The sequence below is a fragment of the Candidatus Planktophila versatilis genome (genome assembly GCF_002288105.1).
GTDB lineage: Bacteria > Actinomycetota > Actinomycetes > Nanopelagicales > Nanopelagicaceae > Planktophila > Planktophila versatilis.
In genome coordinates this window covers 740,495-766,842 of record NZ_CP016774.1, presented here as the reverse complement: position 1 = coordinate 766,842, position 26,348 = coordinate 740,495, and the positions used below count along the sequence as shown (strand labels likewise).

The 26,348-nt window shown below is 49.3% G+C and carries 26 protein-coding genes; 11 read left to right on the top strand and 15 right to left on the bottom strand.

Features of this window, described 5'->3' with window-relative positions:
* Positions 1-10: 10 nt before the first annotated feature.
* The gene (locus A1sIA79_RS03910) at positions 11-652 is read right to left on the bottom strand and encodes a LysE family translocator (RefSeq protein WP_095674918.1); all 642 of its coding nucleotides are present in this window, start codon (positions 650-652) and stop codon (positions 11-13) included.
* 121 nt (positions 653-773) lie between these two features.
* Here A1sIA79_RS03910 and A1sIA79_RS03905 point away from each other — a divergent pair, with 121 nt between their 5' ends.
* The 5 genes from A1sIA79_RS03905 to A1sIA79_RS03885 all read left to right on the top strand — a co-directional run bounded on the left by A1sIA79_RS03905 (position 774) and on the right by A1sIA79_RS03885 (position 5,517).
* The gene (locus A1sIA79_RS03905; protein WP_095674917.1) at positions 774-1,310 is read left to right on the top strand and encodes a PadR family transcriptional regulator; all 537 of its coding nucleotides are present in this window, start codon (positions 774-776) and stop codon (positions 1,308-1,310) included.
* Entirely contained in the window at positions 1,307-2,407 is a 1,101-nt protein-coding gene (locus A1sIA79_RS03900) for an inositol-3-phosphate synthase (protein WP_095674916.1), read from the top strand. The genes A1sIA79_RS03905 and A1sIA79_RS03900 overlap by 4 nt, the downstream gene beginning before the upstream one ends.
* A gap of 80 nt (positions 2,408-2,487) precedes the next feature.
* The gene (locus A1sIA79_RS03895) at positions 2,488-3,231 is read left to right on the top strand and encodes an enoyl-CoA hydratase (protein WP_095674915.1); all 744 of its coding nucleotides are present in this window, start codon (positions 2,488-2,490) and stop codon (positions 3,229-3,231) included.
* Between the two features lie 11 nt (positions 3,232-3,242).
* A complete protein-coding gene (locus A1sIA79_RS03890) occupies positions 3,243-4,073 on the top strand; it encodes an SDR family oxidoreductase (RefSeq protein ID WP_095674914.1) in 831 nt (276 codons plus the stop codon).
* Between the two features lie 34 nt (positions 4,074-4,107).
* Positions 4,108-5,517 carry a purine-cytosine permease family protein gene (locus A1sIA79_RS03885; protein ID WP_095674913.1) on the top strand — a complete coding sequence of 470 codons (1,410 nt, stop codon included), beginning with the start codon at positions 4,108-4,110 and terminating at the stop codon, positions 5,515-5,517.
* Here the strand turns inward: A1sIA79_RS03885 and A1sIA79_RS03880 are convergent.
* Positions 5,492-6,286, bottom strand: coding sequence for a Na+/H+ antiporter NhaA (locus tag A1sIA79_RS03880; protein WP_095674912.1), 795 nt, complete (start codon positions 6,284-6,286; stop codon positions 5,492-5,494). The genes A1sIA79_RS03885 and A1sIA79_RS03880 overlap by 26 nt on opposite strands.
* A gap of 108 nt (positions 6,287-6,394) precedes the next feature.
* Here A1sIA79_RS03880 and A1sIA79_RS03875 point away from each other — a divergent pair, with 108 nt between their 5' ends.
* Positions 6,395-6,841, top strand: a complete 447-nt coding sequence (locus A1sIA79_RS03875; protein ID WP_095674911.1) for a hypothetical protein — start codon at positions 6,395-6,397, stop codon at positions 6,839-6,841.
* Here the strand turns inward: A1sIA79_RS03875 and A1sIA79_RS03870 are convergent.
* Both A1sIA79_RS03870 and glnA read right to left on the bottom strand, forming a co-directional pair.
* Positions 6,813-7,430, bottom strand: coding sequence for a TetR/AcrR family transcriptional regulator (locus A1sIA79_RS03870; RefSeq protein WP_095674910.1), 618 nt, complete (start codon positions 7,428-7,430; stop codon positions 6,813-6,815). The two genes, A1sIA79_RS03875 and A1sIA79_RS03870, sit on opposite strands and share 29 nt — an antisense overlap.
* A 104-nt stretch (positions 7,431-7,534) precedes the next feature.
* Positions 7,535-8,968 carry a type I glutamate--ammonia ligase gene (glnA, locus tag A1sIA79_RS03865; protein WP_095674909.1) on the bottom strand — a complete coding sequence of 478 codons (1,434 nt, stop codon included), beginning with the start codon at positions 8,966-8,968 and terminating at the stop codon, positions 7,535-7,537.
* A gap of 154 nt (positions 8,969-9,122) precedes the next feature.
* Here glnA and A1sIA79_RS03860 point away from each other — a divergent pair, with 154 nt between their 5' ends.
* Positions 9,123-9,509, top strand: coding sequence for an RDD family protein (locus tag A1sIA79_RS03860; RefSeq protein ID WP_095674908.1), 387 nt, complete (start codon positions 9,123-9,125; stop codon positions 9,507-9,509).
* A gap of 9 nt (positions 9,510-9,518) precedes the next feature.
* Positions 9,519-10,169 (top strand): UbiA family prenyltransferase, encoded by a 651-nt coding sequence (locus tag A1sIA79_RS03855; protein WP_095674907.1) that lies wholly within the window; start codon positions 9,519-9,521, stop codon positions 10,167-10,169.
* A 3-nt stretch (positions 10,170-10,172) separates the two neighbouring features.
* Here A1sIA79_RS03855 and A1sIA79_RS03850 read toward each other — a convergent pair whose 3' ends face one another.
* The 4 genes from A1sIA79_RS03850 to lipB are packed head-to-tail and all read right to left on the bottom strand — an operon-like array spanning position 10,173 to position 13,144.
* Positions 10,173-10,847, bottom strand: coding sequence for a DUF4191 domain-containing protein (locus A1sIA79_RS03850; protein ID WP_095674906.1), 675 nt, complete (start codon positions 10,845-10,847; stop codon positions 10,173-10,175).
* A gap of 5 nt (positions 10,848-10,852) precedes the next feature.
* On the bottom strand, positions 10,853-11,551 hold the full coding sequence (locus A1sIA79_RS03845) for a lysophospholipid acyltransferase family protein (RefSeq protein ID WP_095674905.1): 699 nt from the start codon (positions 11,549-11,551) through the stop codon (positions 10,853-10,855).
* Positions 11,544-12,476, bottom strand: coding sequence for a lipoyl synthase (gene lipA, locus A1sIA79_RS03840; protein WP_095674904.1), 933 nt, complete (start codon positions 12,474-12,476; stop codon positions 11,544-11,546). The genes A1sIA79_RS03845 and lipA overlap by 8 nt, the downstream gene beginning before the upstream one ends.
* Positions 12,473-13,144 (bottom strand): lipoyl(octanoyl) transferase LipB, encoded by a 672-nt coding sequence (gene lipB / locus A1sIA79_RS03835; protein ID WP_223298317.1) that lies wholly within the window; start codon positions 13,142-13,144, stop codon positions 12,473-12,475. The genes lipA and lipB overlap by 4 nt, the downstream gene beginning before the upstream one ends.
* A 75-nt stretch (positions 13,145-13,219) precedes the next feature.
* Here lipB and A1sIA79_RS03830 point away from each other — a divergent pair, with 75 nt between their 5' ends.
* The gene (locus A1sIA79_RS03830) at positions 13,220-15,373 is read left to right on the top strand and encodes an MMPL family transporter (RefSeq protein ID WP_095674903.1); all 2,154 of its coding nucleotides are present in this window, start codon (positions 13,220-13,222) and stop codon (positions 15,371-15,373) included.
* A 14-nt stretch (positions 15,374-15,387) separates the two neighbouring features.
* A complete protein-coding gene (locus tag A1sIA79_RS03825; protein ID WP_095674902.1) occupies positions 15,388-16,533 on the top strand; it encodes an NAD(P)/FAD-dependent oxidoreductase in 1,146 nt (381 codons plus the stop codon).
* On the opposite strand, the gene A1sIA79_RS03820 is transcribed toward A1sIA79_RS03825, so the two are convergent.
* The 4 genes from A1sIA79_RS03820 to A1sIA79_RS03805 form a co-directional block, all read right to left on the bottom strand.
* Entirely contained in the window at positions 16,510-17,400 is an 891-nt protein-coding gene (locus tag A1sIA79_RS03820) for a TIGR01777 family oxidoreductase (protein WP_095674901.1), read from the bottom strand. The genes A1sIA79_RS03825 and A1sIA79_RS03820 overlap by 24 nt on opposite strands.
* Positions 17,401-17,403: 3 nt before the next feature.
* Positions 17,404-19,059 carry a 2-oxoglutarate dehydrogenase, E2 component, dihydrolipoamide succinyltransferase gene (gene sucB / locus A1sIA79_RS03815; RefSeq protein ID WP_095674900.1) on the bottom strand — a complete coding sequence of 552 codons (1,656 nt, stop codon included), beginning with the start codon at positions 19,057-19,059 and terminating at the stop codon, positions 17,404-17,406.
* A 19-nt stretch (positions 19,060-19,078) separates the two neighbouring features.
* A complete protein-coding gene (lpdA, locus tag A1sIA79_RS03810; RefSeq protein WP_095674899.1) occupies positions 19,079-20,446 on the bottom strand; it encodes a dihydrolipoyl dehydrogenase in 1,368 nt (455 codons plus the stop codon).
* A gap of 92 nt (positions 20,447-20,538) precedes the next feature.
* The gene (locus A1sIA79_RS03805; RefSeq protein WP_095674898.1) at positions 20,539-22,038 is read right to left on the bottom strand and encodes a leucyl aminopeptidase; all 1,500 of its coding nucleotides are present in this window, start codon (positions 22,036-22,038) and stop codon (positions 20,539-20,541) included.
* An 81-nt stretch (positions 22,039-22,119) separates the two neighbouring features.
* Between A1sIA79_RS03805 and gcvT the strand changes: the two genes are divergently transcribed.
* Positions 22,120-23,208 (top strand): glycine cleavage system aminomethyltransferase GcvT, encoded by a 1,089-nt coding sequence (gcvT, locus tag A1sIA79_RS03800; RefSeq protein WP_095674897.1) that lies wholly within the window; start codon positions 22,120-22,122, stop codon positions 23,206-23,208.
* Here the strand turns inward: gcvT and A1sIA79_RS03795 are convergent.
* Genes A1sIA79_RS03795 through A1sIA79_RS03785 form a run of 3 tightly spaced genes read right to left on the bottom strand, consistent with a single transcriptional unit; the run spans position 23,168 to position 26,336 of the window.
* Positions 23,168-23,995, bottom strand: a complete 828-nt coding sequence (locus A1sIA79_RS03795; protein ID WP_095674896.1) for an ECF transporter S component — start codon at positions 23,993-23,995, stop codon at positions 23,168-23,170. The genes gcvT and A1sIA79_RS03795 overlap by 41 nt on opposite strands.
* Entirely contained in the window at positions 23,992-25,596 is a 1,605-nt protein-coding gene (locus tag A1sIA79_RS03790; RefSeq protein ID WP_095674895.1) for an ABC transporter ATP-binding protein, read from the bottom strand. The genes A1sIA79_RS03795 and A1sIA79_RS03790 overlap by 4 nt, the downstream gene beginning before the upstream one ends.
* Positions 25,593-26,336 carry an energy-coupling factor transporter transmembrane component T family protein gene (locus A1sIA79_RS03785; RefSeq protein WP_095674894.1) on the bottom strand — a complete coding sequence of 248 codons (744 nt, stop codon included), beginning with the start codon at positions 26,334-26,336 and terminating at the stop codon, positions 25,593-25,595. Before A1sIA79_RS03785 ends, A1sIA79_RS03790 begins: the two co-directional genes overlap by 4 nt.
* Between the last annotated feature and the right edge of the window lie 12 nt (positions 26,337-26,348).

Below are 26,348 nucleotides of genomic sequence, written 5' to 3'. Positions count from 1 at the left end.
CATTCTCTCGCTAGGAACTGACAACTGCGCTGATCAGCACGAGTACTCCAAGCACAATCATGACGAGCCCACCGGTTGCACGTAAGCCCTCAAGGCGCCGGGCATCAGTTGCCAACCACTGCCTGGCAGTTCCGGCAAGTAATCCCCAAGTGCCATCAGAGATAAATGCCAGAACACAGAAGACCAAGCCCATAAAGAGAAGTTGCGCGGTGACATTGCCGCCGTCGATATCAACAAATTGGGGAAGGACAGCGGCGAAGAAGACGATTGCCTTTGGATTGAGAACACCGACCCAGAATCCATCACGAATCGATTGCCCCACACTTGGCACACGTGGTCCCTGGTTGGTCATATCAGCTGCATGCTCAGAACGTTTTCTAATGGCATCGATGCCCAGATAGATTAGATAAAGCCCGCCTCCCCATTGCACCGCCAGATAGGCAAGATCGGAGCGAGCAAGGATGGGACCTAGTCCCAAGGCAACCAGGGTCGATAAGACAAATGAGCCCGAGACATTTCCGGCCACAGTTAAGACGGCCACTTTGCGCCCCCAGGAGATGGCGCGGGCTATGACAAATAGGACGCTGGGCCCTGGAGCCAGGATGATGATGATGGCGGCCACGATGTATTCAGGCAGGCGCGTTGGAATCACCGGCCCAGGGTAGCGCCAGGGGCGGTGTGTCGATTTGCGATTGGCGCCTGACTCCAGTTAAATACCGTCTAGATATATCGTTACGATATATACATCGGTTATAACCATTCGGAGGCAGGAAATGCGATCACGCGCAGATTCACTGGAGTTTGCCCTGCTTGGGCTGCTCTCAGATTCTGCCCTCCATGGCTATGAGCTGCGTAAGCGCCTGATGACGATCTTTGGCCCCTTTCGGGCGCTCTCGTTCTCAGTTCTCTATCCGCAACTCAAGCGGATGGTGATTGCCCAAAGCATTGAAGCGAAAGAGGTAGGTGTGACATCACGTCGCACCCGCATCGTCTACACAATTACTGAAAAAGGACTCAAACGTTTTGCTGAACTCAATGGTTCTGTGACTGCAGAAGCTTGGGAAGATGAAGGCTTTGGAGTGCGCTTTGCATTCTTTAGCCCGACCACAATGAATAACCGGGTAAGAATTTTGGAGGGGCGCTTGCGTCGCCTTCAAGATAAGGCAGAGGCGCTGCGTACTGATCTTCAGGCGCAACCTCTGGGGATAGATAAGTATCTCGAAGAGTGGCGACGCTTTTCACTCGAGTCACTCGAGCGCGAGATTTCATGGTTAGAAACAATGATTAAGAGTGAAGGGAAAGTAAAGTGAATTTAAAGACTGGAACTGGAGACATTCGCGTTGCGATTGTTGGAGTTGGAAACTGTGCCAACTCGCTCGTGCAAGGTGTTACCTATTACAAGGATGCAGCGATAGATCAGGAAATTCCTGGCCTTATGCATGCAGTAATCGGCAACTACCACATCAACAATGTTAAATTTGTCGCAGCCTTCGACGTTGATGCCAAAAAAGTAGGTCTTGATCTCGCTGACGCTATCTGGGCAAGTGAAAACAACACCATTAAATTCTCTGACGTCGCCAAGACTGGTGTCCCTGTACAACGTGGAGTCACCCTCGATGGACTCGGAAAGTATTACAAAGAGACTATTGCCGAATCCACTGCTGCTGCGGTTGATGTCGTGGCTACTCTTAAAGAGGAAGCTGTCGATGTTCTAATTTGTTACCTTCCTGTGGGCTCAGAAGAGGCTGCAAAGTTCTATGCTCAATGTGCCATCGATGCGGGTTGTGCATTTGTGAATGCGCTACCGGTCTTTATTGCATCCGATCCAGTATGGGCGAAGAAGTTTGAAGATGCCGGGATTCCTATCGTCGGCGATGACATCAAGAGCCAGGTCGGTGCCACAATCACCCACCGGATTATGGCCAAGCTATTTCAAGATCGTGGAGTTCACCTTGATCGCACCTACCAGCTTAACGTGGGTGGAAATATGGACTTTAAAAATATGCTGGAACGCGATCGTCTTGAATCAAAGAAGATCTCAAAGACCAACTCAGTTACTTCTCAGCTAGATCACGACATGGGTGCAAAGAATGTACACATTGGACCTTCTGATTACATTCCATGGCTTGATGACCGCAAATGGGCCTATGTCCGCCTTGAAGGTCGCGCCTTTGGTGATGTTCCTTTGAACCTGGAATACAAGCTTGAAGTATGGGATTCTCCCAACTCAGCAGGCGTGATTATTGATGCGCTGCGCTGCGCAAAGCTAGGTCTTGATCGCAAGATCGGGGGAGCACTCCTTGCTCCATCTTCATACTTCATGAAGACTCCACCAATTCAATACACAGATGAACAAGCTCACACAGCGGTCGAAGAATTCATTTCGGCGGTACTTGTTAAAAAATAAATCTACATAAAAAACCCCGGGTTCTGAGTAATCAGAGCCTGGGGTTTTCTTTCTTGCACTTCTCGCTTTAAGATGCCTCAATGAGTGAAATCACCAGCACCCGCATAGGCCAGACCCAGGTAATTCGCTTCAATCGCCCCGAGAAGATGAATGCAATCACTCGCGATATGTATGCCGGGTTAACATCTGCACTCAATGACGCTGCCGGAGATTTCGGCGTTCGCACAGTTGTCATCACCAGCGAAGGCGATCATTTCACCGCGGGAAATGACATTAAAGACTTCATGGCTAACCCGCCAACGGAGGAATCATCGGATGTCGCACGATTCTTAGCATCTCTCCTTGAATTCCCAAAGCCACTTATCGCTGCGGTGAAAGGTAATGCCGTTGGAGTGGGGACAACGATGCTCTTACATTGCGACATCGTCATTGCGACACCAAATACTAGCTTTTCCATGCCATTTACCTCACTTGGTTTAGTCCCGGAAGCAGGCTCCACAAAGTTATTTCCTGAACTCGTGGGATATCAACGAGCTGCTCGAATCTTTATGACAGGTGATCCATTTACTGCAGATGAAGCTAAAGAGATGGGACTTGTTGAAACCATTACTTCAGATCCAGAAAAAGTCGCAATGGAGATTGCAGAGCAGATAGGACAACAACCACCACAAGCAATCATTAACACCAAAGCCCTCATGAAGGCCGGTAAGCATGATGCCGTGGCCGCGGTAATGAAGGCAGAGTTTCAGATCTTCGCACTTGCGTTGCAATCTGAAGAGGCGGCAGATGCCTTTATGAAGTTCATGTCCAAGAAGAGTAAATAGGGGAGTCTGTAATGTCACTTCAGGGAAAACGTATATTTGTTACTGGCGGTTCTCGCGGTATTGGTTTAGCTATCGCACTGCGGGCTGCTGCAGATGGTGCTCTTGTAGCAATTGCAGCAAAGACATCTGATCCAAACCCAAAGTTACCTGGAACGATTCACTCTGCAGCCGAGGAGATTCGGGCTGCTGGCGGCACAGCCCTACCTATCCAGTGCGACCTACGTGATGAGAATCAGATTGCAGATGCAGTTGCCCAAGCCGCTAAAGAATTTGGTGGCATTGATATTCTGATCAACAATGCCAGTGCGATTAATCTGACTCGCACCGAAGATACTCCAGCGAAGCGATTTGACCTTATGTTTGATGTCAACGTGCGTGGAACATTCTTGACTTCACAGGCCGCGCTACCGCACCTTCGTGAATCAGCCGAAGCTGGACGCAACCCACATATTCTTACCTTGTCGCCTCCACTTTCTATGAAAGCTAAGTGGTTTAAGGACCATGTTGCATACACGATGGCTAAATATGGAATGAGTATGTGTGTCCTTGGTATGGCTGAAGAGTTTAAGCGAGATGGAATTGCCGTTAATGCGCTCTGGCCGCGCACCGCAATCGATACCGCCGCCCTGCAAATGATTCCTGGAGTAGATACCGCAGCTTGTCGCACACCTGAAATACTTGCAGATACCGCTTACATCATTCTGAATCGCAATTCAAAGGAATGTACAGGCAACTTCTTCGTCGATGATGAGGTTCTGGCAGCTGAAGGAATCACAGATCTTGAGAAGTATTCAGTCGTTCCTGGAACGAAAGACTTCTTACTCGATTTCTTCTTAGACTGAGCAAATATTGGTTAGGTAATCTAAACTCGCCTGCATGAACCTGGAACTCAACGGCACCAACGTTATCGATGAGAGCGAGCGTGGTGGTAAAGCGTCCTCACTCTTCTGGCCTTGGTGTGGGGCGAACGTTTCTTTGCTTGCTCTTTCTTACGGCTCCTTCTTCTTAGGCTTTGGCATCTCTTTCTGGCAGGCAACGGTTGCAGCGGTTTTAGGAACAGTCCTTTCATTCCTGCTTGTCGGTGTTAGTTCACTTGCTGGCAAGAAATCAAATGCGCCAACGATGGTGCTTTCTAGAGCCGCCTTTGGAGTGAAAGGCAACCTGCTACCGGGCCTGCTCTCCTACTTAATCTTTGTTGGTTGGGAAACAGTGCTTGTCTCTCTTGCAACGTTAGCTACCGGCACAGTGTTCGTGCGAGTTGGCCAGCTTGATCGCGACACTGCGATGATTCTTGGTTTTGCACTAGCAGTCGCACTTACTGTCTCAGCCGGGGTGCTGGGCTTTGGCGTGATCATGAAACTACAGCGCTATCTAACGATTATCACGATCGCCATGACCTGCGTATACATCGCGCTGACAATCAACAAAGTTGATTGGAGTCTTGTGACATCTATGAAAGCTGGAAGCGTGCAGGGCTTCATTGGAGCACTGATTTTCGGTGCCACCGGAATAGGTTTGGGTTGGGTGAATTCTGCCGCTGACTATTCACGCTACCTGCCCAGGACCGTCTCCAGCAGAAGCGTTATCGGCTGGACCGTCTTTGGAGCATCAGTGGTCCCAATTATCCTGGTTATTTTTGGTGCCGCCCTCTCTGCTAGTAGTGAAGATCTGGCGGGTGCGATTGCCAGTGACCCCATCGGCGCACTGACAACTATTTTGCCAACCTGGTATTTGATTATCTTTGCGCTGGTAGCAATCCTTGGCTTGGTTGGGGGAGCGATTCTTAATCTCTACTCATCTGGATTAACTCTTATTTCACTTGGTCTACCTGTGAAACGACATGTTGCAGCTTCACTTGATGCCATCATCATGCTTGCTGGGGCTATCTACTTCGTCTGGGTTGCAGATGACTTCTTCTATCCATTCCAGGGATTTCTCATCACACTGGGCGTTCCTATTGCCGCCTGGTCTGCGATATTTGTGACCGATGTATTGCTGCGAAAGCGTTATGACCAGAATGATCTCTATCGAATAGAAGGTCGATATGGTGCCTGGAATTTCACATCAATTGGCATATTGGTTATTGCGACCATCGTTGGCTGGGGATTTGTCACAAATGGTTTTGCTAGTTGGCTTACTTGGCAGGGCTATTTCTTGGGTGCACTTGGTGGCAAAGAGGGGCAGTGGGCATATGCAAATCTGGGAGTCTTCTTTGCCCTCGTTATTGGCTTTTTTGGATATGCATTAATCGCGCGAAAAACTATCGTGCGACAGGAGAGCGTTTAAGCCAGAGGAGTCCGAGAAGGCCAGAGATAAGAGCTGCGATAAAGAGCCCCATTCGAACCTGGCTAAGTTCCACATCAGATTTCACTGTAATTTCGGCGATCACCATAGACACGGTGAGGCCCATGCCAGATAGGAAGCCAATTCCGATGATGTCCGTGAGTTGGACATTTCTCGGATATTTAAGAGATGTTATTTTCACAAGTAACCAGGCGGTCAAAGATATGCCGAGAACTTTTCCAACAACTCTGGCGGCGATAATTGAAAGTGAGACTGCAGATGTTGCCTGGGAGAAATCCAACTGGGCTAATAAATTGATGATGATATAGACAGGAATGATGAAGAAGGTTACGACAGGGGAGAGAACTTTGATGAGTTGGGCGCGATAAGGAAGTAGGTAACCAATTGCGGCCGCGCCTAAGGTGTAGATAAAACTTTCTAGGCGCAGCTCAGATTTAAAGAACATTCCGATTACCGCAAGCGAGAAGAAGTCATCAGCAATCGCGAGAGTCAGAAGGAAGAACCGCACCTCAGGTTTAATCCGTTTTCCAAGGAGTGAGAGAGCACCTAAAGCCAGTGCTACGTCTGTAGGCATAGAAACTGCCCAAGCGGGCGAGTCTGGATTGAGGGAGATGAAAATAATCGCGGGCACCAACATTCCGCCAAAAGCACAGATCGCGGGAAGAATTACATCCTTAGGTTTTTCAAGCCCATGTCGGATTTCAAGTCCAATTAATAGAAAGAAGATGAAAGTCAGGATGTGCGAGAGCATGCTTAGATTCTAATGTATTTGCCGACGTTAATCAGGAACCTGTCGAATAAAAGTAGATGGAGATAGGCATAAGGTCTAACGCATACACCCATTTGATAGGAGTTTTTTGTGAAGAAGTTTCTCTCCGTTTTAATCCTCGGTTTGCTCGTAGTAAGTAGTAGTAGCGCATCAGCTCTAACACAGGTAAAGGTAACCCCGCAGTTTAAAATCAATAAGAAGAACCCGATAGTCACGATTAAGGTCGCTGGACTTCCACTAGATCACGGAATCTATATCAGCCAATGCATGGCTCCTAAAAAGGCTGGAGATTTGCCAACGGCATGTAATCCTTCGACTGCTTCCAAGCTCTGGATCTCAAGTGTCGCCGCTGATCAGAAAATGGGAGCGAAGTCCGGAACATCAAAATTGACGATGAAGCTGGATAAGTATTTCGATAAGGGTGATTGCATTCACACAACATGCGTCCTCTTTGTTACAAGCGATCACAACGCATCAGATGATCGCAGTGAAGACCAAGCTCTCAAAATTAAATTTGACGGCCTTCTTCCCTTCTAGCATCTTGAGCTAGCGCTCGGAGTCCAGCTAACGAATATTTCTGTGCGTTACGGATTTCGAGCGCTGATTCATGCCCAGATTCGATTCTAGTTGCGGCGACATCAATGGTGTTCTGCAGATAACTCATTGCACCTCGAATATCCTCAAGTCCCATCTGTTCAAGTGGGGCAGCGATAGATGCCATGAGATTTCTATGGCCTTGAGCAATTTCTCCTCGACGAAATTCGGGTATAGCAGCGCTGTTCAAACTCTTAACAAGTAAGTGTCGACCATCAATGACATATTCAAGTGCTTCTGCAATCCACAGTTCGATGTATCGATAAGGGTCCTGGACATCTTTCACCGCTGTCATTAGACGTTCTTGATAGATGGAGAGCTCTTCCATGACTAAGTCCGCAACTAAATCCGCTGAGGATGAGAAATATTCATAGACCGAAGATCGAGCAATGCCCGCCTTCTTAGCTACTGCGGCTACTGTTATAGACGATGCTCCGTCTTTAAGCGCGATTGAAAGAGCAGCGTCAATAATCTGACTCTGGCGCATCTTGCGTTGCTCTAGAATCGTCCGAGCTTGAATCTTTGGAGACATGTCGCAATTCTTCTATGAGCGGACACTTGGTGCCACTGGAACTGATGTGATGTTGGAAATAGAAAACCCCGCCATCGCTGACGGGGTTTTCCTATAACAATCTCTTAGATGTCGTAGTAGAGCTCGAACTCAGCTGGATGTGGACGCAAGCGAACATAATCAACTTCATTCTTACGCTTCCACTCAATCCAGGTTGAGATGAGGTCTTCGGTGAAGACGCCACCCTTGGTGAGGAACTCGTGATCCTTTTCCAGGCTGTTAAGAACAGCATCAAGTGAACCTGGAACTTGAGGAATAGAGGCAGCTTCTTCGCCCTCTAGTTCATAGAGATCCTTATCAACTGGAGCAGGTGGTTCAATTTTGTTCACGATTCCATCGATACCAGCCATGAGCATCGCAGCAAATGCTAGATATGGATTAGATGATGGATCTGGGCAACGGAACTCGACGCGCTTAGCCTTTGGTGATGACCCGGTAATTGGAATACGGATACATGCAGAACGATTACGAGCTGAGTAAACAAGGTTTACTGGCGCTTCATAACCTGGAACCAGGCGACGATATGAGTTCACAGTTGGGTTGGTGAAGGCAAGTAGTGATGGAGCGTGCTTGAGAAGTCCGCCGATGTACCAGCGCGCCATATCTGAAAGATCGCCATATGTGCCAGCTTCGAAGAAGAGTGGCTTGCCGTTCTTCCACAGTGACTGGTGAACGTGCATACCAGAACCGTTATCTCCAAAGAGTGGCTTTGGCATGAAGGTGGCGGTCTTACCACCTTCCCAAGCAACGTTGCGAATAATGTATTTGAACTTCATCAATTCATCACCGGCAGAGAGAATGTCGGTGAAGCGATAGTTAATCTCCATCTGTCCGGCAGTTCCCACTTCGTGGTGTGAACGCTCGACCAGAAGACCTGCGCGACCGAGTTCCATCACCATTTCATCTCGAAGGTCTGCAAATTGATCTGTTGGTGAGACTGGGAAGTAACCGCCCTTAACGCGTGTGCGATAGCCACGGTTAGGTGTTCCATCTGGATCGGCAACGATGCCGGTATTCCAAGAACCTTCATATGAATCGATGTGGTGGTATGCCTCATTAATGCCAGTCTTAAAACGCACTGCATCAAAGACGTAGAACTCAGCCTCTGGTGCAAAGAACGCCTGATCTGCAATACCAGTTGACTTCAAGTAATCAACAGCCTTCTTCACTACACCACGTGGGTCGCGTGAGTATGGAGTGTTATCAGAAGGGTTGTGAACAGAGAAGATAATGACAAGAGTTTTTTCAAGACGGAATGGATCAATAAATGCTGATTCTGGAACTGGGAGCAACTTCATATCTGACTCATGGATTGATTGGAATCCGCGAATCGATGAACCATCGAACATCAGTCCATCGGTAAAGACAGCTTCATCAAATGATTCAACTGGAACGTTGAAGTGATGCTGGATACCTGGAAGGTCGGTGAAGCGAACATCGACAAGCTTCACATCTTCCTTCTTGATGTATGCAAAAATTTCGGTTGAATTCTTAAACATAGTTACTCCCATTTAAGGCTAGTGATTGCCCAGCGAAATCGTCTTTGCGAGCTCAACTCTGAGTGCGCCTGATGGAGTGAAGGTTAGTTCCGTTGCGTAAAAATGTCATATTCTCTGTGTTACAGCCGTGTTACATCACACTAGGCTTGCGCCCATGACTCAGAAGGATTTTCCGCGTGTGAGCCAAGGCCGTCGCCTTATGGGCATCACTCTCGACTGGTTGGCCTGCTATGCCATAGCCCTTGGCTTCTTTGCCGGGTCAGGCACTTTGGCCGATCGAGTTCCTAACGCTCGAATCCCGCTCCTGATTCTGCTCTTCGCCGAGTACTCACTCTTGATCGCACTCACCGGAGCATCCTTTGGCCATCGTCTTGTGGGGCTTAAGGTCGTTCGCTTTTCAGATGCTGGACCAGTAACACCCATACAAGCTCTCATTAGGACAGCTCTTCTTATGCCACTGGTTACCGCGATCACCTTCGATGAAAACGGTCGAGGGATTAATGAGAGATTTTCTAATACCGTTTTGGTGCGTAGTAGATAGCTGATTGCAATGTCGAAAATCGCTGCGCTTCTGAAAGCATCACACTTTGGTCCCACCGTACTTGTCACAACGATTGCCTTCTTCTTCGCCCAGTATTACTGGTGGGAGGGTCCGGCTTATCTCATAGCTTTCGGAGTTTTCTTAGGTCAACTCATTGTTGGCTGGAGCAATGACCTATATGACTATCAGGATGATCTCTCACATCAGCGAATAAAGAAGCCGCTCGTTGCCCAGGCTATTTCTTATAACGCACTTCGCAAGTGGACCTTCTGGATGATTCCATCTGCTTTCTTTGCAAATCTTTTTGGCCCACTGGGCATAAAAGGCGGCCTGGTATATATGTTGGGAATCGCTTGCGGAGTTGGTTACAACTTCTACTTTAAGTTCACAGCTCTTTCTCCGCTTCCTTACGCAGTTGCATTTGCGGCGCTTCCTTCATGCATTGTGAAATCGAAGGAGATTACGCCGCCACTGTGGATGTGGCTTGGGGGAGCGATCTTTGGCGTGGCAGCACATTTCATCAATGTGTTAAAGGATATGAAAAAGGATCAGCAAAGCGGAATTCGTGGACTGCCACAAAGACTAGGTAGCGTTGGCTCAATTATTGCAGCTGCAGTTCTGATTATTGCTGGAGTTCTTCTACTTCTTTACTCCCGCTAGGGCTTAACGAATCTTTATACCTTTTGGCATTGGACCCTTTGGAATCGGCATAGACAGACCACCAACTGCTTTCAGACGCGCACGAACTTCACGCATTTGATGAGCAGATAGCTTCTTAGGAAGTTTGGTGACGTGCTTTTGTAACTTACGAATTGAAATCTGGCCATCGCCATCGCCCACGATAATTTCAGTAATGGGTACACCTGGAGCAAAGCGTTCAGCCTTCTTCTTTTCGTCTTGAATCATCTGACGCACTGCAAAGCCACCTTCGCCGGTAAGAACAATTCCGGCGCGACCAACGCTGCGATGGACCATATCTTGTTGGCGATTGACTGCAACAGCGGGAGTTGTTGTCCATCCTTTACGAATTGCCATGAGAACACTGGCGCCTGCGCCCATTTGGCCTTCAATATTTGCATAGGCAGCAGAGCCCGCAACACGAGTAAAGAGAAACATTGCAGCGAGCACAGCCACCGGAATTGTGACAAAGCCGCCATAGACAGGGTGATCAAAAACAAAGCCAAGCGTGATTCCAATTGCTAGAACAATGAGGAATGTAACAATGAGAACAACACCGATCCACGGTTTTACTGATTTAGTGACGGCATATGCATCACGAATCGTTTTAAAACGAGGAGTCTTGATCTTGGGTTCTTTACTCTTTTTTCGCTTAAACATGGGCGTTAGTTTAGGGGAGCGGGGGCGCTACCACCAAGGCGGAGCGGGGCCCAGCGTTGACCCTGGTGTGAATCGGGATACTTCTGCTGCACCTGATGAAGCATCGTAATCATAGTTTCGCGTAGCAAACTCTCACTGGCTTCAACATCGCTCTGCTTATCAAAGTAGAGCGGCTCACCGAATTCCACGATGATGGGTATCTTCTCGCGTCGCAGATTGCGCTTCACCTTTTTAGTCCAAATTCGCTGCGAACCCCAGACGATTGTGGGAATAACGGGAACACCGGCAGCCATGGCAAGACGCACGGCGCCAGATTTTAACTCCTTTATTTCAAAGCTGACCGAGATGGTTCCTTCCGGAAAGATGCCGACTATTTCACCTGCGCGAAGGGCGCGTAGTGCTGCTACGAAAGATGCCGAGCCACTATTTCTATCGACGCAGATATGGTGCATTCCACGCATAAGCGGCCCAGCTAATTTATTATCGAAAACTTCTTTCTTTGCCATGAAGCGTACGTAGCGACCAGTGGGAAGAGCGGCAGTTCCGGTGAGTGCGAAGTCTAAATAGCCCACGTGATTGATGGAGAGAATTGCCCCTCCATCGCGTGGAATATGGTGAACGCCCTGAAAATCAAATCGAAGTCCTAGATATTTCCAAAAAAGCTTAATAGCTACGACAACTGGTGGATAGACAAGATCAGCCACGTAGTGAGCGCTTTTCTTGTGCTTGCTTATATAAGCGACCAGCGCGATATGAGCTTCGCACCAGTGGGCCACTCATAACGCCACTGAAACCAATGTCTTCGGCCTCTTGTGCCAACTCAACGAATTCATGAGGCTTGACCCATCGCTCAACTGGGTGATGCTTACTTGTCGGACGCAAATATTGCGTGATAGTGATGAGGTCACATCCGGCAGCATGGAGATCTATGAGTGCCTGTGAAATTTCTTCACGAGTTTCACCAAGGCCAAGGATGAGGTTTGATTTAGTGATTAGACCAAATTCTCGCGCCTGGGTAATGACATTGAGCGAGCGTTCATAGGTAAATGCCGGACGAATCCTTTTGAAGATACGCGGAACTGTTTCAAGATTGTGTGCGAAAACTTCAGGACGTGTCTCAAAAACTTCGTTGAGAAGGACGGGGTTTCCGCTGAAATCTGGGGCAAGCATTTCAACACCAGTGCCAGGGTTGAGTTCGTGCACCTTACGAATAGTCTCGGCATAGAGCCAGGCACCTTCATCTTCTAAATCATCACGAGTAACTCCTGTGATGGTGGCGTATTTAAGACCCATTGATTGCACTGACTCTGCAACTCGTCGTGGTTCATCTCGGTCTAGTGGGTCAGGTTTACCAGTATCGATATTACAAAAATCGCAACGACGAGTGCACTTTTCGCCGCCGATAAGAAATGTTGCCTCTTTATCTTCCCAACATTCAAAAATATTCGGACATGCCGCTTCTTGGCAGACTGTATGAAGGCCTTCGGATTGAACAAGGGAGCGAAGTCTGGTGTATTCAGGGCCCATATTCGCCCGAGTCTTAATCCACTCCGGCTTGCGTTCAATAGGGGTCTCGGTATTTCGAGCTTCAATACGGAGCAGCTTGCGACCTTCGGGTGCGATTGTCATGCGCTCACCTTCGCTAAGTGTTGGCAGAGAATCTCTTCGACAACAGGTTGCACTTCATTAATAGTAATCGCTCTACCCAATTCCTTTGCCATTGAGGTAACTTCGGCATCGTTAATCCCACAGGGAACAATCTTGGTAAAGGCCGCTAAATCAGGATTTACATTGATGGCAAATCCGTGCATGCTCACACCCGATGCCACACGGATTCCAATGGCTGCAATTTTGCGCGCACCGCTTGAATCCTCCACCCAGACCCCAGATCTTCCGACGATGCGTTTACTTTCAATACCGAAGTGATTGCAGACTTCAATCAGCGCTGCTTCAATTTCGCGTACGAAACCAACTAATTCGCGTGGGTTAGCGAGTTTAACAATGGGATATCCAACTAGCTGTCCAATTCCGTGCCAAGTAATTTTCCCACCACGATCAACATCAATGACGGGCGTGCCATCTGTTGGCTTCTCTGAATCGAGAGTCCTTCTGCCAGCGGTGTAGACCGATGGATGTTCAACAATGAGTAGCGTATTTCTAGCGAGCTCTTTGGTTACATCCAGATGAATTTTGCGTTGGATCGCCAGCGCCTGGTCATAATCCCGGGTACCGAGTCGCTGGGTCGCGATGGCTTCTGCGGATATTTGCGACTCGAGGTCGGGGCTAACAACTGGCACGGGTACAGCCTAAAGGTAGGCTAGGGCTCTAGCGAATCTCACATCCGCGCAAGCCCGAAAGGTCCACCCATCTCCATGTCTATTAACACTGCCCAAAAATCTCGTAAGCCTTTTGCCCTTGCAATGCTCGTGGTCATCATCTGGTTCCTGATCGTGGGCATCTTCGGACCGCTCTTCGGCAAGCTCACCTCGGTTCAAGAGAACAACAACTCTTCATTCCTGCCAAAGGGTGCGGAAGCCACACAGGCATCTGAAGTTATTCAAACATTCTCCGGCAAGGACTCATTTAACTTGCCAGCGCTGGTTCTCTTTGAGGGTAAGACAACTCCCGAAACTATCGCAAAGATTAATGATCACATGCTTGGTGTTGGTGAACTGACTTTAGGTGGAACTGAGAAGAAGATCTCTGATTACCTAGCTCCAGATCAGGTGATTACTGTTTTCCCAGCGGCAGATGGTGAAGCCATTTTGGCAAATGTTCCACTTGATGGAAGCGCCATTGGCGAGCTATTGCCTAATGACGAGCCAGTTCTACCAGCAGTGGTTGAAGCTCTGCGCGAAGATGTCAAGGAATTTGCCCAAGGTGCTGGCGTCACTCAATATGTGACAGGACCTGCTGGATTACTCGGTGATCTCTTTAAAGCATTTGGTGCAATCGATTCGGTTTTACTCTTGGCAACACTCGGCGTGGTGGCAGTGATCCTGATCTTTGTTTATCGTTCTCCGATTCTTTGGATTATTCCCTTACTTTCATCGCTATTTGCTCTGGCAACTGCCGGTGGAATTATCTATCTCTTGGCAAAAAATGACATTCTCGATGTGGATGGACAATCGCAGGGAATTCTTTCGGTTTTAGTTATCGGTGCGGCAACGGATTACGCGCTGCTTTTGATTGCTCGCTATCGAGAAGAGTTGCATCATCATGAAAATAGGTTCGATGCCATGCGCGCTGCCTATAAAGGTGTGTGGGAACCAATCTTGGCTTCTGGTTCCACCGTCGCAATCTCGCTTATGGTTCTTCTCTTTAGCCAATTAACCAACACAGCAAGCTTGGGTCCTATCGGAGCTATCGGAATTGTTGTCTCAATGATCACCATTCTGACTTTACTGCCAGCCCTGATGTTGATTTTTGGTCGCTGGTTGTTCTGGCCGCGCGTGCCACATAATGATGGCGATGATCATGTGCTGGAAGGCATGTGGTCAAAGGTAGGAAATTCTATTGGTCGCAATCCACGTAAGTCTTGGATAGTAACTGGAGCCATTCTTCTACTCTTTGCATTTGCATCAACTACTTTGAAAACTGATGGATTAGGAACGGTAGATTCATTTACCGGAAATCCAGAATCAGTAGTTGGCCAAAAACTACTAGAAAAGCACTTTCCGGGCGGTCAAGGTGACCCCACACAGGTTGTCGTCAGTGCCGATAAAATTCAAGTGGTAACAGATGCGGTCAGGAACGCCCCTGGCGTAACAGATGTTTCTCCACAATTAGATGGTTTCCCGGTTCCGGGTCAACCACTGCCGGCGGTTAAGATTGTGAACAATAGGGCGATATTGAATCTGACCCTGAATAAGGCACCGGATAGCGTTGAAGCGGGTAATGATGTTCCTGAGATTCGCCGACTTGCTAAGGCGGCAGATCCCACCGCTTTAGTGGGTGGAACCAGTGCGGTGTATTACGACGTACGTCAGGCAAATGATCGTGATAACAAAACAATTATTCCAATCATCTTGATTGTCATCACCATCATCTTGGGACTTCTACTGCGAAGTATTCTTAGTGCAATAGTTCTGCTTGGAACTGTAGTTCTCTCATACTTTGCAACTTTGGGTGTGTGCGCACTTGTCTTTAACCATGTATTTGGTTTCGCCGGCGGAGATAATTCATTCCCACTCTTCGCCTTCATCTTCCTGGTAGCTCTTGGCATTGACTACAACATCTTCCTTATGACGCGTGTGCGGGAAGAGTCGACAAAGATTGGAACTCGTGCCGGAGTTGTTAAAGGTGTGACCGTCACAGGTGCCGTGATTACATCTGCTGGAATTGTGCTCGCTGCTACCTTTGCCGTCCTTGGCTTGCTCCCACTGGTTCCACTTGCGCAACTCGGCTTTGCCGTCGCATTTGGAGTACTGCTTGACACCATTATCGTTCGATCAATATTGGTGCCGGCGCTAGTTCATGAAATTGGACCAAAAATCTGGTGGCCTTCAAAACTGCAAAATAAGTAAGCCATAATCACTTCGTGTCCGATAAACCTGTTGCCGTAATCGGGGCTGGCCTTGCCGGGCTCAGTGCCGCACTTACCTTGCAAGAGGCTGGTCGTGAGGTTGTTATCTACGACGGTAGTGATCGCGTGGGGGGCAGGGTAGCCACAGATTACATCGATGGGTTCACACTTGATCGCGGCTTTCAGCTCATCAATGCCAAATACCCAGAGCTCCTTCGACTCGGAGTAGTTGATGAATTGGATTTCATCTTTGCACCACGCACTATTGATGTGTGCGTGGGAGAGAAAAGGATCGCGCTCGGAGACCCGCGTAGTAATCCGTTCGCTAGTTTGAATCCGGCAGCTGGAACCTTAATTCAGAAGCTTGGCTTGGTTGCCTATCTCTTGCGCACAGCTGATGCAGCGAAATCTGTCGAAGAAGAACTAAGCCATCTAGGAAAACTTTATTCACGAGTACTCAAACCATTTCTCTCCGGCGTCTTTTTGACATCACCGGCATCGGTGAATGCAGTAATTGGAAAAGGATTGATTACATCGTTCATTTCTGGAAAGCCCGGGCTACCGCGTAAGGGGGTGGGGGCACTCCCAGCTGCACTTGCCGCTCGTATTCGCAAGATTGAGCTGAACCACCGAATCGACTCGTTATCGCAGTTTGAGAATCAAGAAGTTATCGTTGCCACAGATCTCACGACGGCTGCGCAATTACTTGATATTGCAAATGTGCCCAAATTGGCCGGTAGTACGACCTGGTACTACGAAGTACCCCAAGAACTCACCGGATCTGCGCGCCTGCTTATTGATGGTGAGCACCGGGGCCCGGTAGTGAACTCCATTGTCCTATCCAACTTGATTTCTACATATGCACCAGATGGAAAATCTCTGCTGGCTAGTACGACGCTAGATTTCGCTTCAGAGTCCGAGGTGCGAAGACATCTGGCTCTGATGTGGGGAGCACACACAGGCGGATGGTCCCTTATCGCTAAATATGACATTCCAAAGTCGCTACCAATTTTTGCGATTGGCAATCAAAGCGCAGCATCATCACAATTTTCTAATAACATCTATGTGGCGGGGGATTACAGAACTGCACCTTCACAAAATGGAGCGCTTTTGTCAGGTCGCCTTGCGGCGCAGGAGTTACTCCTCGATCAGGGCCGTTAGTGCAGTTGTGATGTGTGGGTAATCCCAGGTAAAGCCAGCTTCGGTAAGCGCCTGCGGAGTTACCTTCTTGCTTCCGAGGACTTCACTTGAGAAACCACCGAGTGCGATCTTTAGCGCAAAGGCTGGTGCTGGAAAAAGGGCTGGGCGGTGCATTGCGCGAGCTAGTGCTGATGTGAATTCTTGGTTCGTCACAGGATTCGGAGAGGTGAGGTTAACCGGACCAGATATTGGTTTTTCTAGGATAAAAGTGATTGCGTTGATGAGATCGTGCAAGGTAATCCAAGACCACCATTGTTTACCTGAACCAAGTTTTCCACCCAGACCTAAACGAAACAGTGGCAACATCTTTCCTAGTGCGCCGCCAGTTGGATCAAGAACGAGACCGGTGCGAATCTTTACGGTGCGCACACCCGTTGCAAGATCTGCAGCACCTTCCCACTCGCGGCAGACGGCTGCTAGGAAATCATCGCCGACGCGATCACTTTCTACAACCGCGCGGTTTCCTGATTCGCCATACCAACCAATAGCACTGGCTGATATGAAGACTTGTGGCTTTACTTCTGTCACAGCATTTGCAATCGCAGTCGTTCCAAGCAGACGTGAGTTAAGGATTTCCGACTTATATTTCTTGCTCCAACGCTTATCGCCAACGCCAACTCCGGCCAAGTGAATCACCGCATCGACGCCACGTAGGGCTTCGATATCTACATATCCAGTCTTTGGATCCCACTGAATTTCATCAGGTGCAACAACGGCCCGGCGCACAAGGCGCTGCACAGTGTGGCCTTCACTTTTAAGATGACCAACAAGTGCGGTTCCGATAAGACCGGAGGCGCCAGTGATTGCAATACGTTGCGGAACTGACATCTATTAGAGACCTAGGTCTGCTTCGAAGGAACCACCTTCTAGCCGCTCTTTGAGTGTTACCAAGAAGCGAGCTGCATCTGCGCCGTCAACAACTCGGTGATCATAGGAAAGTCCAAGATAGACCATGGAGCGAATCGCAATAGTTTCTCCACCATCTTCACCCTTAACGACCATCGGACGTTTCACAACTGCCCCTAGTCCAAGGATCGCGACCTGTGGTTGGTTAATGATCGGGGTATCAAAGAGCGCGCCACGTGAACCGGTGTTAGTGATTGTAAATGTTCCGCCGCCTAGTTCATTTGGAGTGACCTTGTTATCGCGAGTACGCGCAGCAAGATCTGCAATCTTTCGGGCAACGCCCCCCATGTTCAGATCACCCGCATTATGGATAACTGGGACCAAAAGACCACGATCGGTATCAACGGCAATAGCTAGGTGCTCTGCGCCGTGGTAAATAATCTGGTCACCTTCGACAGATGAGTTCAATACCGGATGTTGCTTCAGGGCTTCACATACTGCCACCGCAAAGAACGGAAGGAATGAGAGCTTGACGCCTTCACGTGCTTCAAATGTTGCCTTTGATTTATCACGCAAGCGTGCAATCTTGGTGACATCCACTTCAACCACAGTGGTCAATTGTGCTGATACTTGTAGTGATTCAACCATGCGAGCTGCAATAACTTTTCGCAGGCGAGACATAGTCACAGTTGTTCCGCGAAGAGGCGATGCGGCAACTGGCGCTGCTGCTTTCACTGGCGCCGAAGCAGCAGGTGCTACTGAAGCTGGCGCAGCAGGAGCGTTCTTCGGAGCAAGGGCTTCAATATCTTCCTTACGAATTCTTCCGCCGATACCGGTTCCCTTAACTGATGCCAGATTTACCCCGAGATCGTTAGCGAGTTTGCGAACGATCGGAGTGACATAGGCATCTGTTGGTTGTGAGACAGGAGCAGGTGCAACAGGTGTTGGTGCTACAGGAGTTACAACGGGTGCAGCAACTGGTGCTGGGGCCGTAGCAACTGGGGCTGCAACTACTGGAGCAGGTGCGGCTGGTGCTGGAGTCGCAACTGGTGCTGGTGCGCCACCTTGAACTCCAATGAGTCCTAGACGTGCACCGACTGCAACAGTTGTATCCACCGCTACATCGATGGCTAACAAAACTCCTGCGACAGGCGATGGAATTTCGGTATCGACTTTATCTGTAGAAACTTCAAGAAGTGCTTCATCAACTGCAACCGCATCACCAATGTTCTTAAGCCAACGTGTGACAGTTCCTTCACTCACTGATTCACCGAGTGCTGGCATGGAAATCACTGTTCCGCTACCACTGGCAGCAACAGGTGCTGCAACAGGAGGGGGAGTTGGTGCTGCAACAGGTGCTGCGGCAACAGGTGCTGCGGCAACAGGTGCCGGTGTGCTTGCGCCAGCTTGTGCAATTACTGCTAACTCTGCTCCAACTGCAACGGTCTGATCTACGCCGACAACAATCTTTGAAAGAACGCCTGCTGCTGGCGATGGGATCTCGGTATCAACCTTGTCTGTCGAAACTTCAAGGAGTGGCTCATCAACTGCAACGACGTCGCCTTCATTCTTAAGCCAACGAGTGACGGTGCCTTCAGTGACGCTCTCTCCGAGAGCTGGCATTGTGACTGAGAATGACATAGTTATTTTCTCCTCTTACTTAACCGTGCGAGTGAAGTGGTTTGCCTGCCAGAGCCATATGAGCTTCGCCCATCGCCTCTGACATTGTTGGATGTGCATGTAGAAGAGGAGCAACATCATCTGCAGTTGCTTCCCAGTTAAAGATTAATTGTGCTTCAGCAAGAAGTTCACCGACGCGAGCTCCCACCATATGAATTCCTAAAATTGGGCCATTCTTTTGCGCCACAAGTTTGATGGATCCGGCGGTCTTAAGAATCTGCGCCTTGCCATTACCGGCTAGGTTGTAGTCGAGCTCAACCACATCGTGTCCGCGTTCCTTGGCAACCTTTGTGGAGAGACCAACGGAGGCAACTTCAGGCTCGGAATAGGTAACGCGTGGAACGCCATCGTAATTAATTGGTCGAGGATTCAGACCAGCAATTGTTTCGGCAACAAGAATTCCCTCCTGGAATCCAACATGTGCTAACTGCAAGGTAGGGATGATGTCTCCTACTGCGAAGATGCCAGGAATATTTGTGCGGCAGTGGTCATCAACTGTGATGTATCCGCGATCCATTGCGATACCGACTTCTTTGTAGCCAATCCCATCGGTGACAGGCCCACGACCAACAGAGACTAGAAGAACATCAGCTGTGAATTCACGACCATCTTCTAAAGTGACCGTTACTCCCTTGGAATCAACGCGATGGGATTTAAATCGAGTTCCAAGCTCAAAGTTGATGCCACGTTTGCGAAAAGCTCGCTCAAGTAACTTGCTTGAAGATTCATCTTCTAGTGCTACTAGATGCGGCAGACCTTCAATGATTGTGACCTCAGAACCGAATGATTTCCAGACCGATGCAAACTCGCAACCGATAACGCCACCACCAAGAACGATGACGCTCTTAGGGACATAATCCATTGCGGTGCCATGATCGGATGTGATGACCTGCTTGCCATCGATATCTAAGCCAGGCAGCGTGCGCGCATAGGATCCGGTAGCTAGAACAATATTTTTTCCAACGTACTGGGTTCCGTTAACATCAACTGTGTTATTTGAAACTAGACGTCCAGTTCCTTCAACGTAGGTGATTCCGCGAGATTTAACCAGACCTTGTAGTCCTTTATAGAGACCGGCGATGACGCCATCCTTATAGGAGTTCACTCCGCCCATATCGATGGAGTTAAATGTTGCATTGACTCCAAATTGGGAAGACTCGCGAGCGCTATCTGCAACTTCACCTGCGTGAAGCAACGCCTTGGTTGGAATACATCCGCGGTGTAAACAAGTACCGCCAACCTTGTCCTTCTCGATCAGTGCCACGGATAAACCGAGTTGTGCACCTCGAAGGGCTGCTGCGTAACCGCCGCTTCCTCCACCAAGAACTACAAGATCAAAATTCGACACAGATTGACTCCTCTAAGCCTGCTCAACTTTAGCTTCCAACAGGGGTTATCTTGCCAGCCTTAGCCGCCTAAGGCTAAATCGCGAGAGAGTGACTACTGGCCGCGCGCTAATTCGACCAAAGAGCGCAGGGCGATACCTGTGCCTCCCACGGGGGTGTAGCCATGGGGCGCAGCTTCGTTAAATGCTGGGCCGGCAATATCAAGATGTAGCCAGGGAAGATCTTCGCTGACAAACTCCTTAAGAAATAGACCGGCAACAAGCATGCCGCCCATGCGATCTCCGATATTGGCCATATCGGCAACAGGGGAGTCAAGTGATGCACGTAACTCAACCGGAAGTGGCATGGGCCAGAAAGATTCACCGGCAATCTCTGTCGCTCTCAAAAAGGTAGCTGAGAAATCTTCATTGTTAGTCATGACCGCACTGGTGCGAGTACCGAGTGCGACAACTTGGGCGCCAGTAAGAGTTGCAACATCGATGATTCCATCTAGGTCACTTGTTTCCTGTGCTTTCACAAGTGCATCCGCCAGAACTAAACGACCCTCTGCATCAGGGTTGAGAACTTCCACGGTTTTTCCACCATAGATGGTGATGACATCACTGGGTCTGGTCGCATTCTCACTCACCATATTTTCAGCAAGGGGCGCCCAAGTTTCGATAGCTACCGGTAACTTCAGTAAAGCGATAGCAATTGTTGCTGCGCACACCGCCGCAGCTCCACTCATATCTGACTTCATCGCCTCCATACCGAGGGCGGGCTTGAGCGCGAGTCCACCGGTGTCGAAGGTAATTCCTTTCCCGACGAAGGCATATTTCTTCTGCGGTGTCGCACCCTTTGGGGTGTAGGTAATGTTCAGAAGTCTTGGTGGATTAACCGATCCTTGACCGACAGCGGTGATGCCACCGAAACCTTTAGATTTCAATTGCGATTCGTTCATCACTGAAACTTTTAGCCCCACAGCTGCGCCACCAGCAACTTTGACAGCGTCGCTGATTGCGGCGCAGAAACTTTCCGGTGTGAGGTGACTTGGGGGAGTGTTGATTAAATCGCGCACCAGATGGGTATAGGTAGCAATCACTTCGGCTGAGTGAGCAGCATCCTTTGCTGCAGGTGTTGGGGCTAGAAGTGAGAAGAGGGTGATGTTTTTTAGGGGAGACTTTTGAGCATCCTTCGTAGAACCTCTAAATGAATCAAAGAGGTAGCTTCCAAGTCCAGCTCCTTCGGCGATAGCAGTCAGACTGCGGAGATCCTTGGCGGGCAGTGCGAAAGTTGCACTGGCATGTCCGGCTAGCGAGCGAGCGGCGGCGCCAGCCGCGCGACGTAGTACTTCAGAGTCATAAGATGATGAAACTTTTCCGAGTCCGGTAAAGATAATCAAGCGAGTTGTGATGCCGGCAACTTTAATTACTTCATCGGCTTTTCCTGTCGCACCTAAATCACTGAGGGCTTGTAGCAGAGGTTTGGTGTCAAAGGGAAGGTCACCAGATTCAATCTGAAATGAAGCCTTGGCACTCTTTCCAACTTTTGACGCGAGACCAACAACCAGCACATCGTCTTTCACGATTCCGTCGGTGAGGCGGATGGTTGTCATTAATTGCTCCTTCGATTCTCTCGCCCAGTTTTCGTGATGGCGATACAGAGTTCAGATGTTGGGTAAGTGTAAGTTGTCATCGTGAAAAACTCACCTTTGCATCAGAAACATATCCAGCGCCAAGCCAAGATGGCCGACTTTGGTGGTTGGTTGATGCCGATTGAATACCCCGGAGCTGGAGTTCTTGCTGAGCACAAGGCGGTGCGCGAGCGGGTTGGGTTATTTGACGTTTCCCATCTTGGCAAAGCCAGTGTGAGCGGACCAGGGTCGCTGGAATTTCTCAATCTGATGTTTACCAATGATCTGAGCCGAATTACTGATGGCAAGGCCCAATACACCCTGCTCTGCAACGATGATGGTGGAGTTGTTGATGACCTAATTGCCTATAAGAATAGTGATGAGGATTTCTTCTTAATCCCAAATGCATCAAATACTGCTGATGTAGTTCGCGTTCTGCAATCCCAAGCCCCACAGGGAATTTCGGTCACCAATCTTCATGAAGAATTCGGGGTGTTAGCGCTGCAAGGCCCCGACGCGCAGGCAGTGATTGAAAGCTTGGGAGTTAACCCAACGATGGATTACATGGCTTTTGCTCACGTCATGATTGGTGGTTGCGATGTGATTCTCTGCCGAACTGGTTACACCGGTGAACATGGATATGAAATCGTTCCACGTTGGGATGATGCCGAAGTTGTGTGGGATGTCCTAGTGCAAGCGATGCAAGCATTCGATGGCGAGGTATGCGGACTAGGAGCCCGAGATACCTTGCGCACTGAGATGGGTTATCCATTACACGGTCATGAACTCACGCTAGAGATCACACCAGTTCAGGCAAGTGCGGGATGGGCAATCGGATGGAAGAAAGTGAATTTTCGCGGCGCCACATCGCTACGTGCCGAGCGCGAAGAGGGCACTGTTCGCACACTGCGCGCCCTGAAATCAAATGATCGCGGTATTCCGCGCGCGGGAATGGTTGTGAAAGATATGCAAGGTGCGGAAGTAGGAGTCGTCACAAGCGGAACCTTCTCCCCGTCACTAAAAGCTGGAATTGCACTGGCACTGATTAATCCAGGGTTGAGCGAAGGTGATGAAGTAGTGATAGATGTGCGAGGGCGCACATCTTTGGCAACTATAGCTTCGTTGCCTTTTTCCCCATCGCACGTTCGCTAGTCGTTAAATTTCTAAATTCAATTGGTGAGAGAAATGCAGCGCGCGTATGAGCACGTCGCAGCGCTCCAAGTACGGGTGCCCCGGTCAAAATTATCAGAACCGACGTGAATATCGCACGGGGAATATCCCAGGCCATGGCAGATAAGAAGTGGTAACTCAGAAAGTTACTCAAGTTGGCAGATATCGGTGCACCAGCAGTGAATGAAAGTTGAGAGTCGACCCCCAAAAACCATGGCCAGAATTGCAAATCCATGGCGATTCCAAAGAATTCGGCGGCAAGAATTCCATAAAAAACGAGAAGTGCAATCTCTTTCTTTCCGCGCACCTTGCGTGGGAGTAACCCAACTCCAAGACCAATCCAGGCTGCGGCAAAACATTGATATGCCAGCCACGGTCCGGTGCCGCCAGTGATGAGCGCTGATAGCAACATGGAAAGTGCTCCGAGGAGAAAGCCAAATGATGGACCAAAAACTCGCGCACTTAAGATTAAGAGGAACCACATAGGTTCAAGGCCCACCGCACCCGTTCCAAGAGGACGCAGGGCAGCAACTAGCGCGCAAAGCAGAGCAAGGAGGGCGACTGATTTTGCATCGAGTGAACCGTTACTGACACTGATCAGAAAGAGCGCGAGTGCAAGTGGAGTAGCACAGAGAAAAATCCATTGCGGATGCGAAACTTGCGTAGAGATTAGAAATGGCCAGCAGAATCCAAGTAGTCCCACCGTACTCGTTGCAGCTAGCACCAAGGACTGTAGCTTCGAGAAGATGAGTATGTTCTTGGTTTTCATGAGTTTGCTGCTAACGCTGCAACAACATGATCAACTGTGAGCCATGGTTGCGGAGACATAATTTTTGCAACTTGTGGTGCAAAGGCGGGCGAACTCAGTAAAACATCGAGGGTAGAACCATCGGCAACTATTTCACCTTCTGCTAAGAAAATAACTCGGTCAGCTAATTCGGCAACAAGTTCAACATCGTGTGTGGCAAGTAGAACGGGGTTATTAAGTGTTTTGGCATACTCTTTGAGTGCAAGTGTAAAGAGTGCTTTTGCTTGATAATCCAAACCTCGAGTGGGCTCATCAAGAATGAGAAGTTTCGGATTTCCAGAGAGCACAATGCTCAGTACGAGTGCTAACCGCTGTCCTTCGGATAGATCGTGGGGATGTGCAGTCTCAGATATTGCCGGAACAAGTCTGTTTAAGAATGCGAGTGTGGTGCCTGGCGTAAGGCCAGCTTGGACATCGGCTTGCGTGCACTCACCTCGCACGCTTTGGCCATAGAGTAAATCGGCCGGCTCTTGTGGAACATAACCAATCGTTTCTCGTCGTTTACTTCCTGCCAGCTCAGCCGGATCGCCACCGTAAACCCGCACCGAACCAGCATTGGGGTTTAGTACTCCCACAATGGCTTCAAGAAGCGAACTCTTACCAGCTCCATTGCGTCCCATCAGAGCAACAATTTCTCCTTGGCCGATAACGGTCGAAATCTTATGCAGCGCAACATCGTCGCCATATTGAATCTGAAGTGAGTCCACTTCGATCACGGGTGAAGTTGACGGTCGTGGCTGTGCCACCACCTGGGTATCAATATTTCTGACTTCAGTTGTAAGCCGGCGCACTTCTCGCACACTCGTTCCAAATTCACTTAAGTTCAGCGCGCGGGCTAGTCGGATAATTGGCGGAACAAGAGTTGATTTTTCAAGTATCTCTTCGGCGCTACCAATGGAAGTTTCGCCATCACTTTCGATATAGATGATGCGATCAACAAATTGAATCACTCGTTCCAAACGATGCTCGGCAATGATGACAGTGACGCTGAGATCGTGCACCAGGCGGTGCAAGACAGAGAGAACTTCTTCGGCCGCTATCGGATCCAATGCACTGGTCGGTTCATCAAGAACCAATACTTTGGGGTGCATTACCAGCGCTGAGGCGATGGCCACACGCTGTTGCTCACCACCGCTGAGCGAACTGATTGCTCGATTACGAACCGAGTTCAGACTGAGTAAATCAAGGACTTCCTCGACCCGCTTTCGCATCACATCAGGTGCGAAATTAAGAGCTTCCATGCCAAATGCAATCTCTTCTTCGACAATATCTGTCACAAAACCATTGATGGGGTTCTGTCCAACAATTCCTACTAAGTGAGCGAGGGAGCCGGGCTTTACCTCGCGCGTAGAAATTCCATCGACTGTAATGTCACCAGCCAGGATTCCACCCGTGTGATGGGGAACAAGGCCATTGATAAGACGTAAGAGTGAAGATTTTCCAGATCCGGTCTGGCCCATGACTAAGACCATTTCACCTTCAGCGATCTGGCAAGTGAGGTCTTCCAAGATTGTCTTGGTCGAGTGCGGATAGATCAGTGAAACATTGGAAAAGGTAATCATGATGCGACCATCACAGTTGCCGCGGCCACAGCCGTTATCACAAAGTAAAAATCACGAGCAAGCCACGGTGCGGGGCGATAGCGAGACCTCTTTCGGCTCACACCATAACCACGTGAATCCATTGATTGCGCCAGCTGCAAAGAGCGAGTGAGAGTTTCCTCCAGTAATGGCAGGGCGATAGAGCGCAGCGAGACTTTATCGATGCCTCTCATCTGTTGCGCCCTTCTTATTCGTTTCACACTCTGTGCAAGTTGTGGAAAGACGGAGGTTGCAATTACAAGGGTGATGCCGATTTCATAAATGAATACGGGCAAGACTCGGAGCAATTTGTGTGGACTAGTCAGAGCTGACGCCGCTCCGAAGAGAGCGATCATGGTGGCGATGATGACACCCTCGTGAATAGATGAAGAGAGTCGTTCCAGGGTTACTGCGCCGCCGATACGGATTCCGGGCATCCAGGAGGGTAGCTCGAGGATTGGAATCCGAAAGAGTTCGGTTCCTGGAATCGGAACACCGATGAGTACTCCCATGAGTGCGCGGATTGCGATGATGAAAACTCCGACTCGAAGAGACCACCAGAAGGTTGCATTCCAAGGCGAACCATCTCTGCGTAGGTAGACAACTAAGGCCGCTACACCCACTGTGGCAAGTGCCACCCAGATGTTATCTAAAGCCACGATTCCAATTGCGAGAATCAGCGACCAGACCCACATAGTCAGTGGGTGTAGCGGTTTAGTCATAAGTGTTGCTAG

Coding starts and splice junctions, on each gene's coding strand:
- A1sIA79_RS03890 (WP_095674914.1), top strand. CDS start 3,243: ATGTCACTTCAGGGAAAACGTATATTTGTTACTGGCGGTTCTCGCGGT.
- A1sIA79_RS03905 (WP_095674917.1), top strand. CDS start 774: ATGCGATCACGCGCAGATTCACTGGAGTTTGCCCTGCTTGGGCTGCTC.
- A1sIA79_RS03795 (WP_095674896.1), bottom strand. CDS start 23,995: ATGAAAACCAAGAACATACTCATCTTCTCGAAGCTACAGTCCTTGGTG.
- A1sIA79_RS03790 (WP_095674895.1), bottom strand. CDS start 25,596: ATGATTACCTTTTCCAATGTTTCACTGATCTATCCGCACTCGACCAAG.
- A1sIA79_RS03880 (WP_095674912.1), bottom strand. CDS start 6,286: ATGCTCTCGCACATCCTGACTTTCATCTTCTTTCTATTAATTGGACTT.
- sucB (WP_095674900.1), bottom strand. CDS start 19,059: ATGTCATTCTCAGTCACAATGCCAGCTCTCGGAGAGAGCGTCACTGAA.
- A1sIA79_RS03870 (WP_095674910.1), bottom strand. CDS start 7,430: ATGTCTCCAAAGATTCAAGCTCGGACGATTCTAGAGCAACGCAAGATG.
- A1sIA79_RS03820 (WP_095674901.1), bottom strand. CDS start 17,400: ATGTCAGTTCCGCAACGTATTGCAATCACTGGCGCCTCCGGTCTTATC.
- glnA (WP_095674909.1), bottom strand. CDS start 8,968: ATGTTTAAGAATTCAACCGAAATTTTTGCATACATCAAGAAGGAAGAT.
- A1sIA79_RS03855 (WP_095674907.1), top strand. CDS start 9,519: ATGTCGAAAATCGCTGCGCTTCTGAAAGCATCACACTTTGGTCCCACC.
- A1sIA79_RS03860 (WP_095674908.1), top strand. CDS start 9,123: ATGACTCAGAAGGATTTTCCGCGTGTGAGCCAAGGCCGTCGCCTTATG.
- A1sIA79_RS03805 (WP_095674898.1), bottom strand. CDS start 22,038: ATGACAACCATCCGCCTCACCGACGGAATCGTGAAAGACGATGTGCTG.
- A1sIA79_RS03785 (WP_095674894.1), bottom strand. CDS start 26,336: ATGACTAAACCGCTACACCCACTGACTATGTGGGTCTGGTCGCTGATT.
- A1sIA79_RS03850 (WP_095674906.1), bottom strand. CDS start 10,847: ATGTTTAAGCGAAAAAAGAGTAAAGAACCCAAGATCAAGACTCCTCGT.
- A1sIA79_RS03830 (WP_095674903.1), top strand. CDS start 13,220: ATGTCTATTAACACTGCCCAAAAATCTCGTAAGCCTTTTGCCCTTGCA.
- lipA (WP_095674904.1), bottom strand. CDS start 12,476: ATGACAATCGCACCCGAAGGTCGCAAGCTGCTCCGTATTGAAGCTCGA.
- A1sIA79_RS03885 (WP_095674913.1), top strand. CDS start 4,108: ATGAACCTGGAACTCAACGGCACCAACGTTATCGATGAGAGCGAGCGT.
- A1sIA79_RS03895 (WP_095674915.1), top strand. CDS start 2,488: ATGAGTGAAATCACCAGCACCCGCATAGGCCAGACCCAGGTAATTCGC.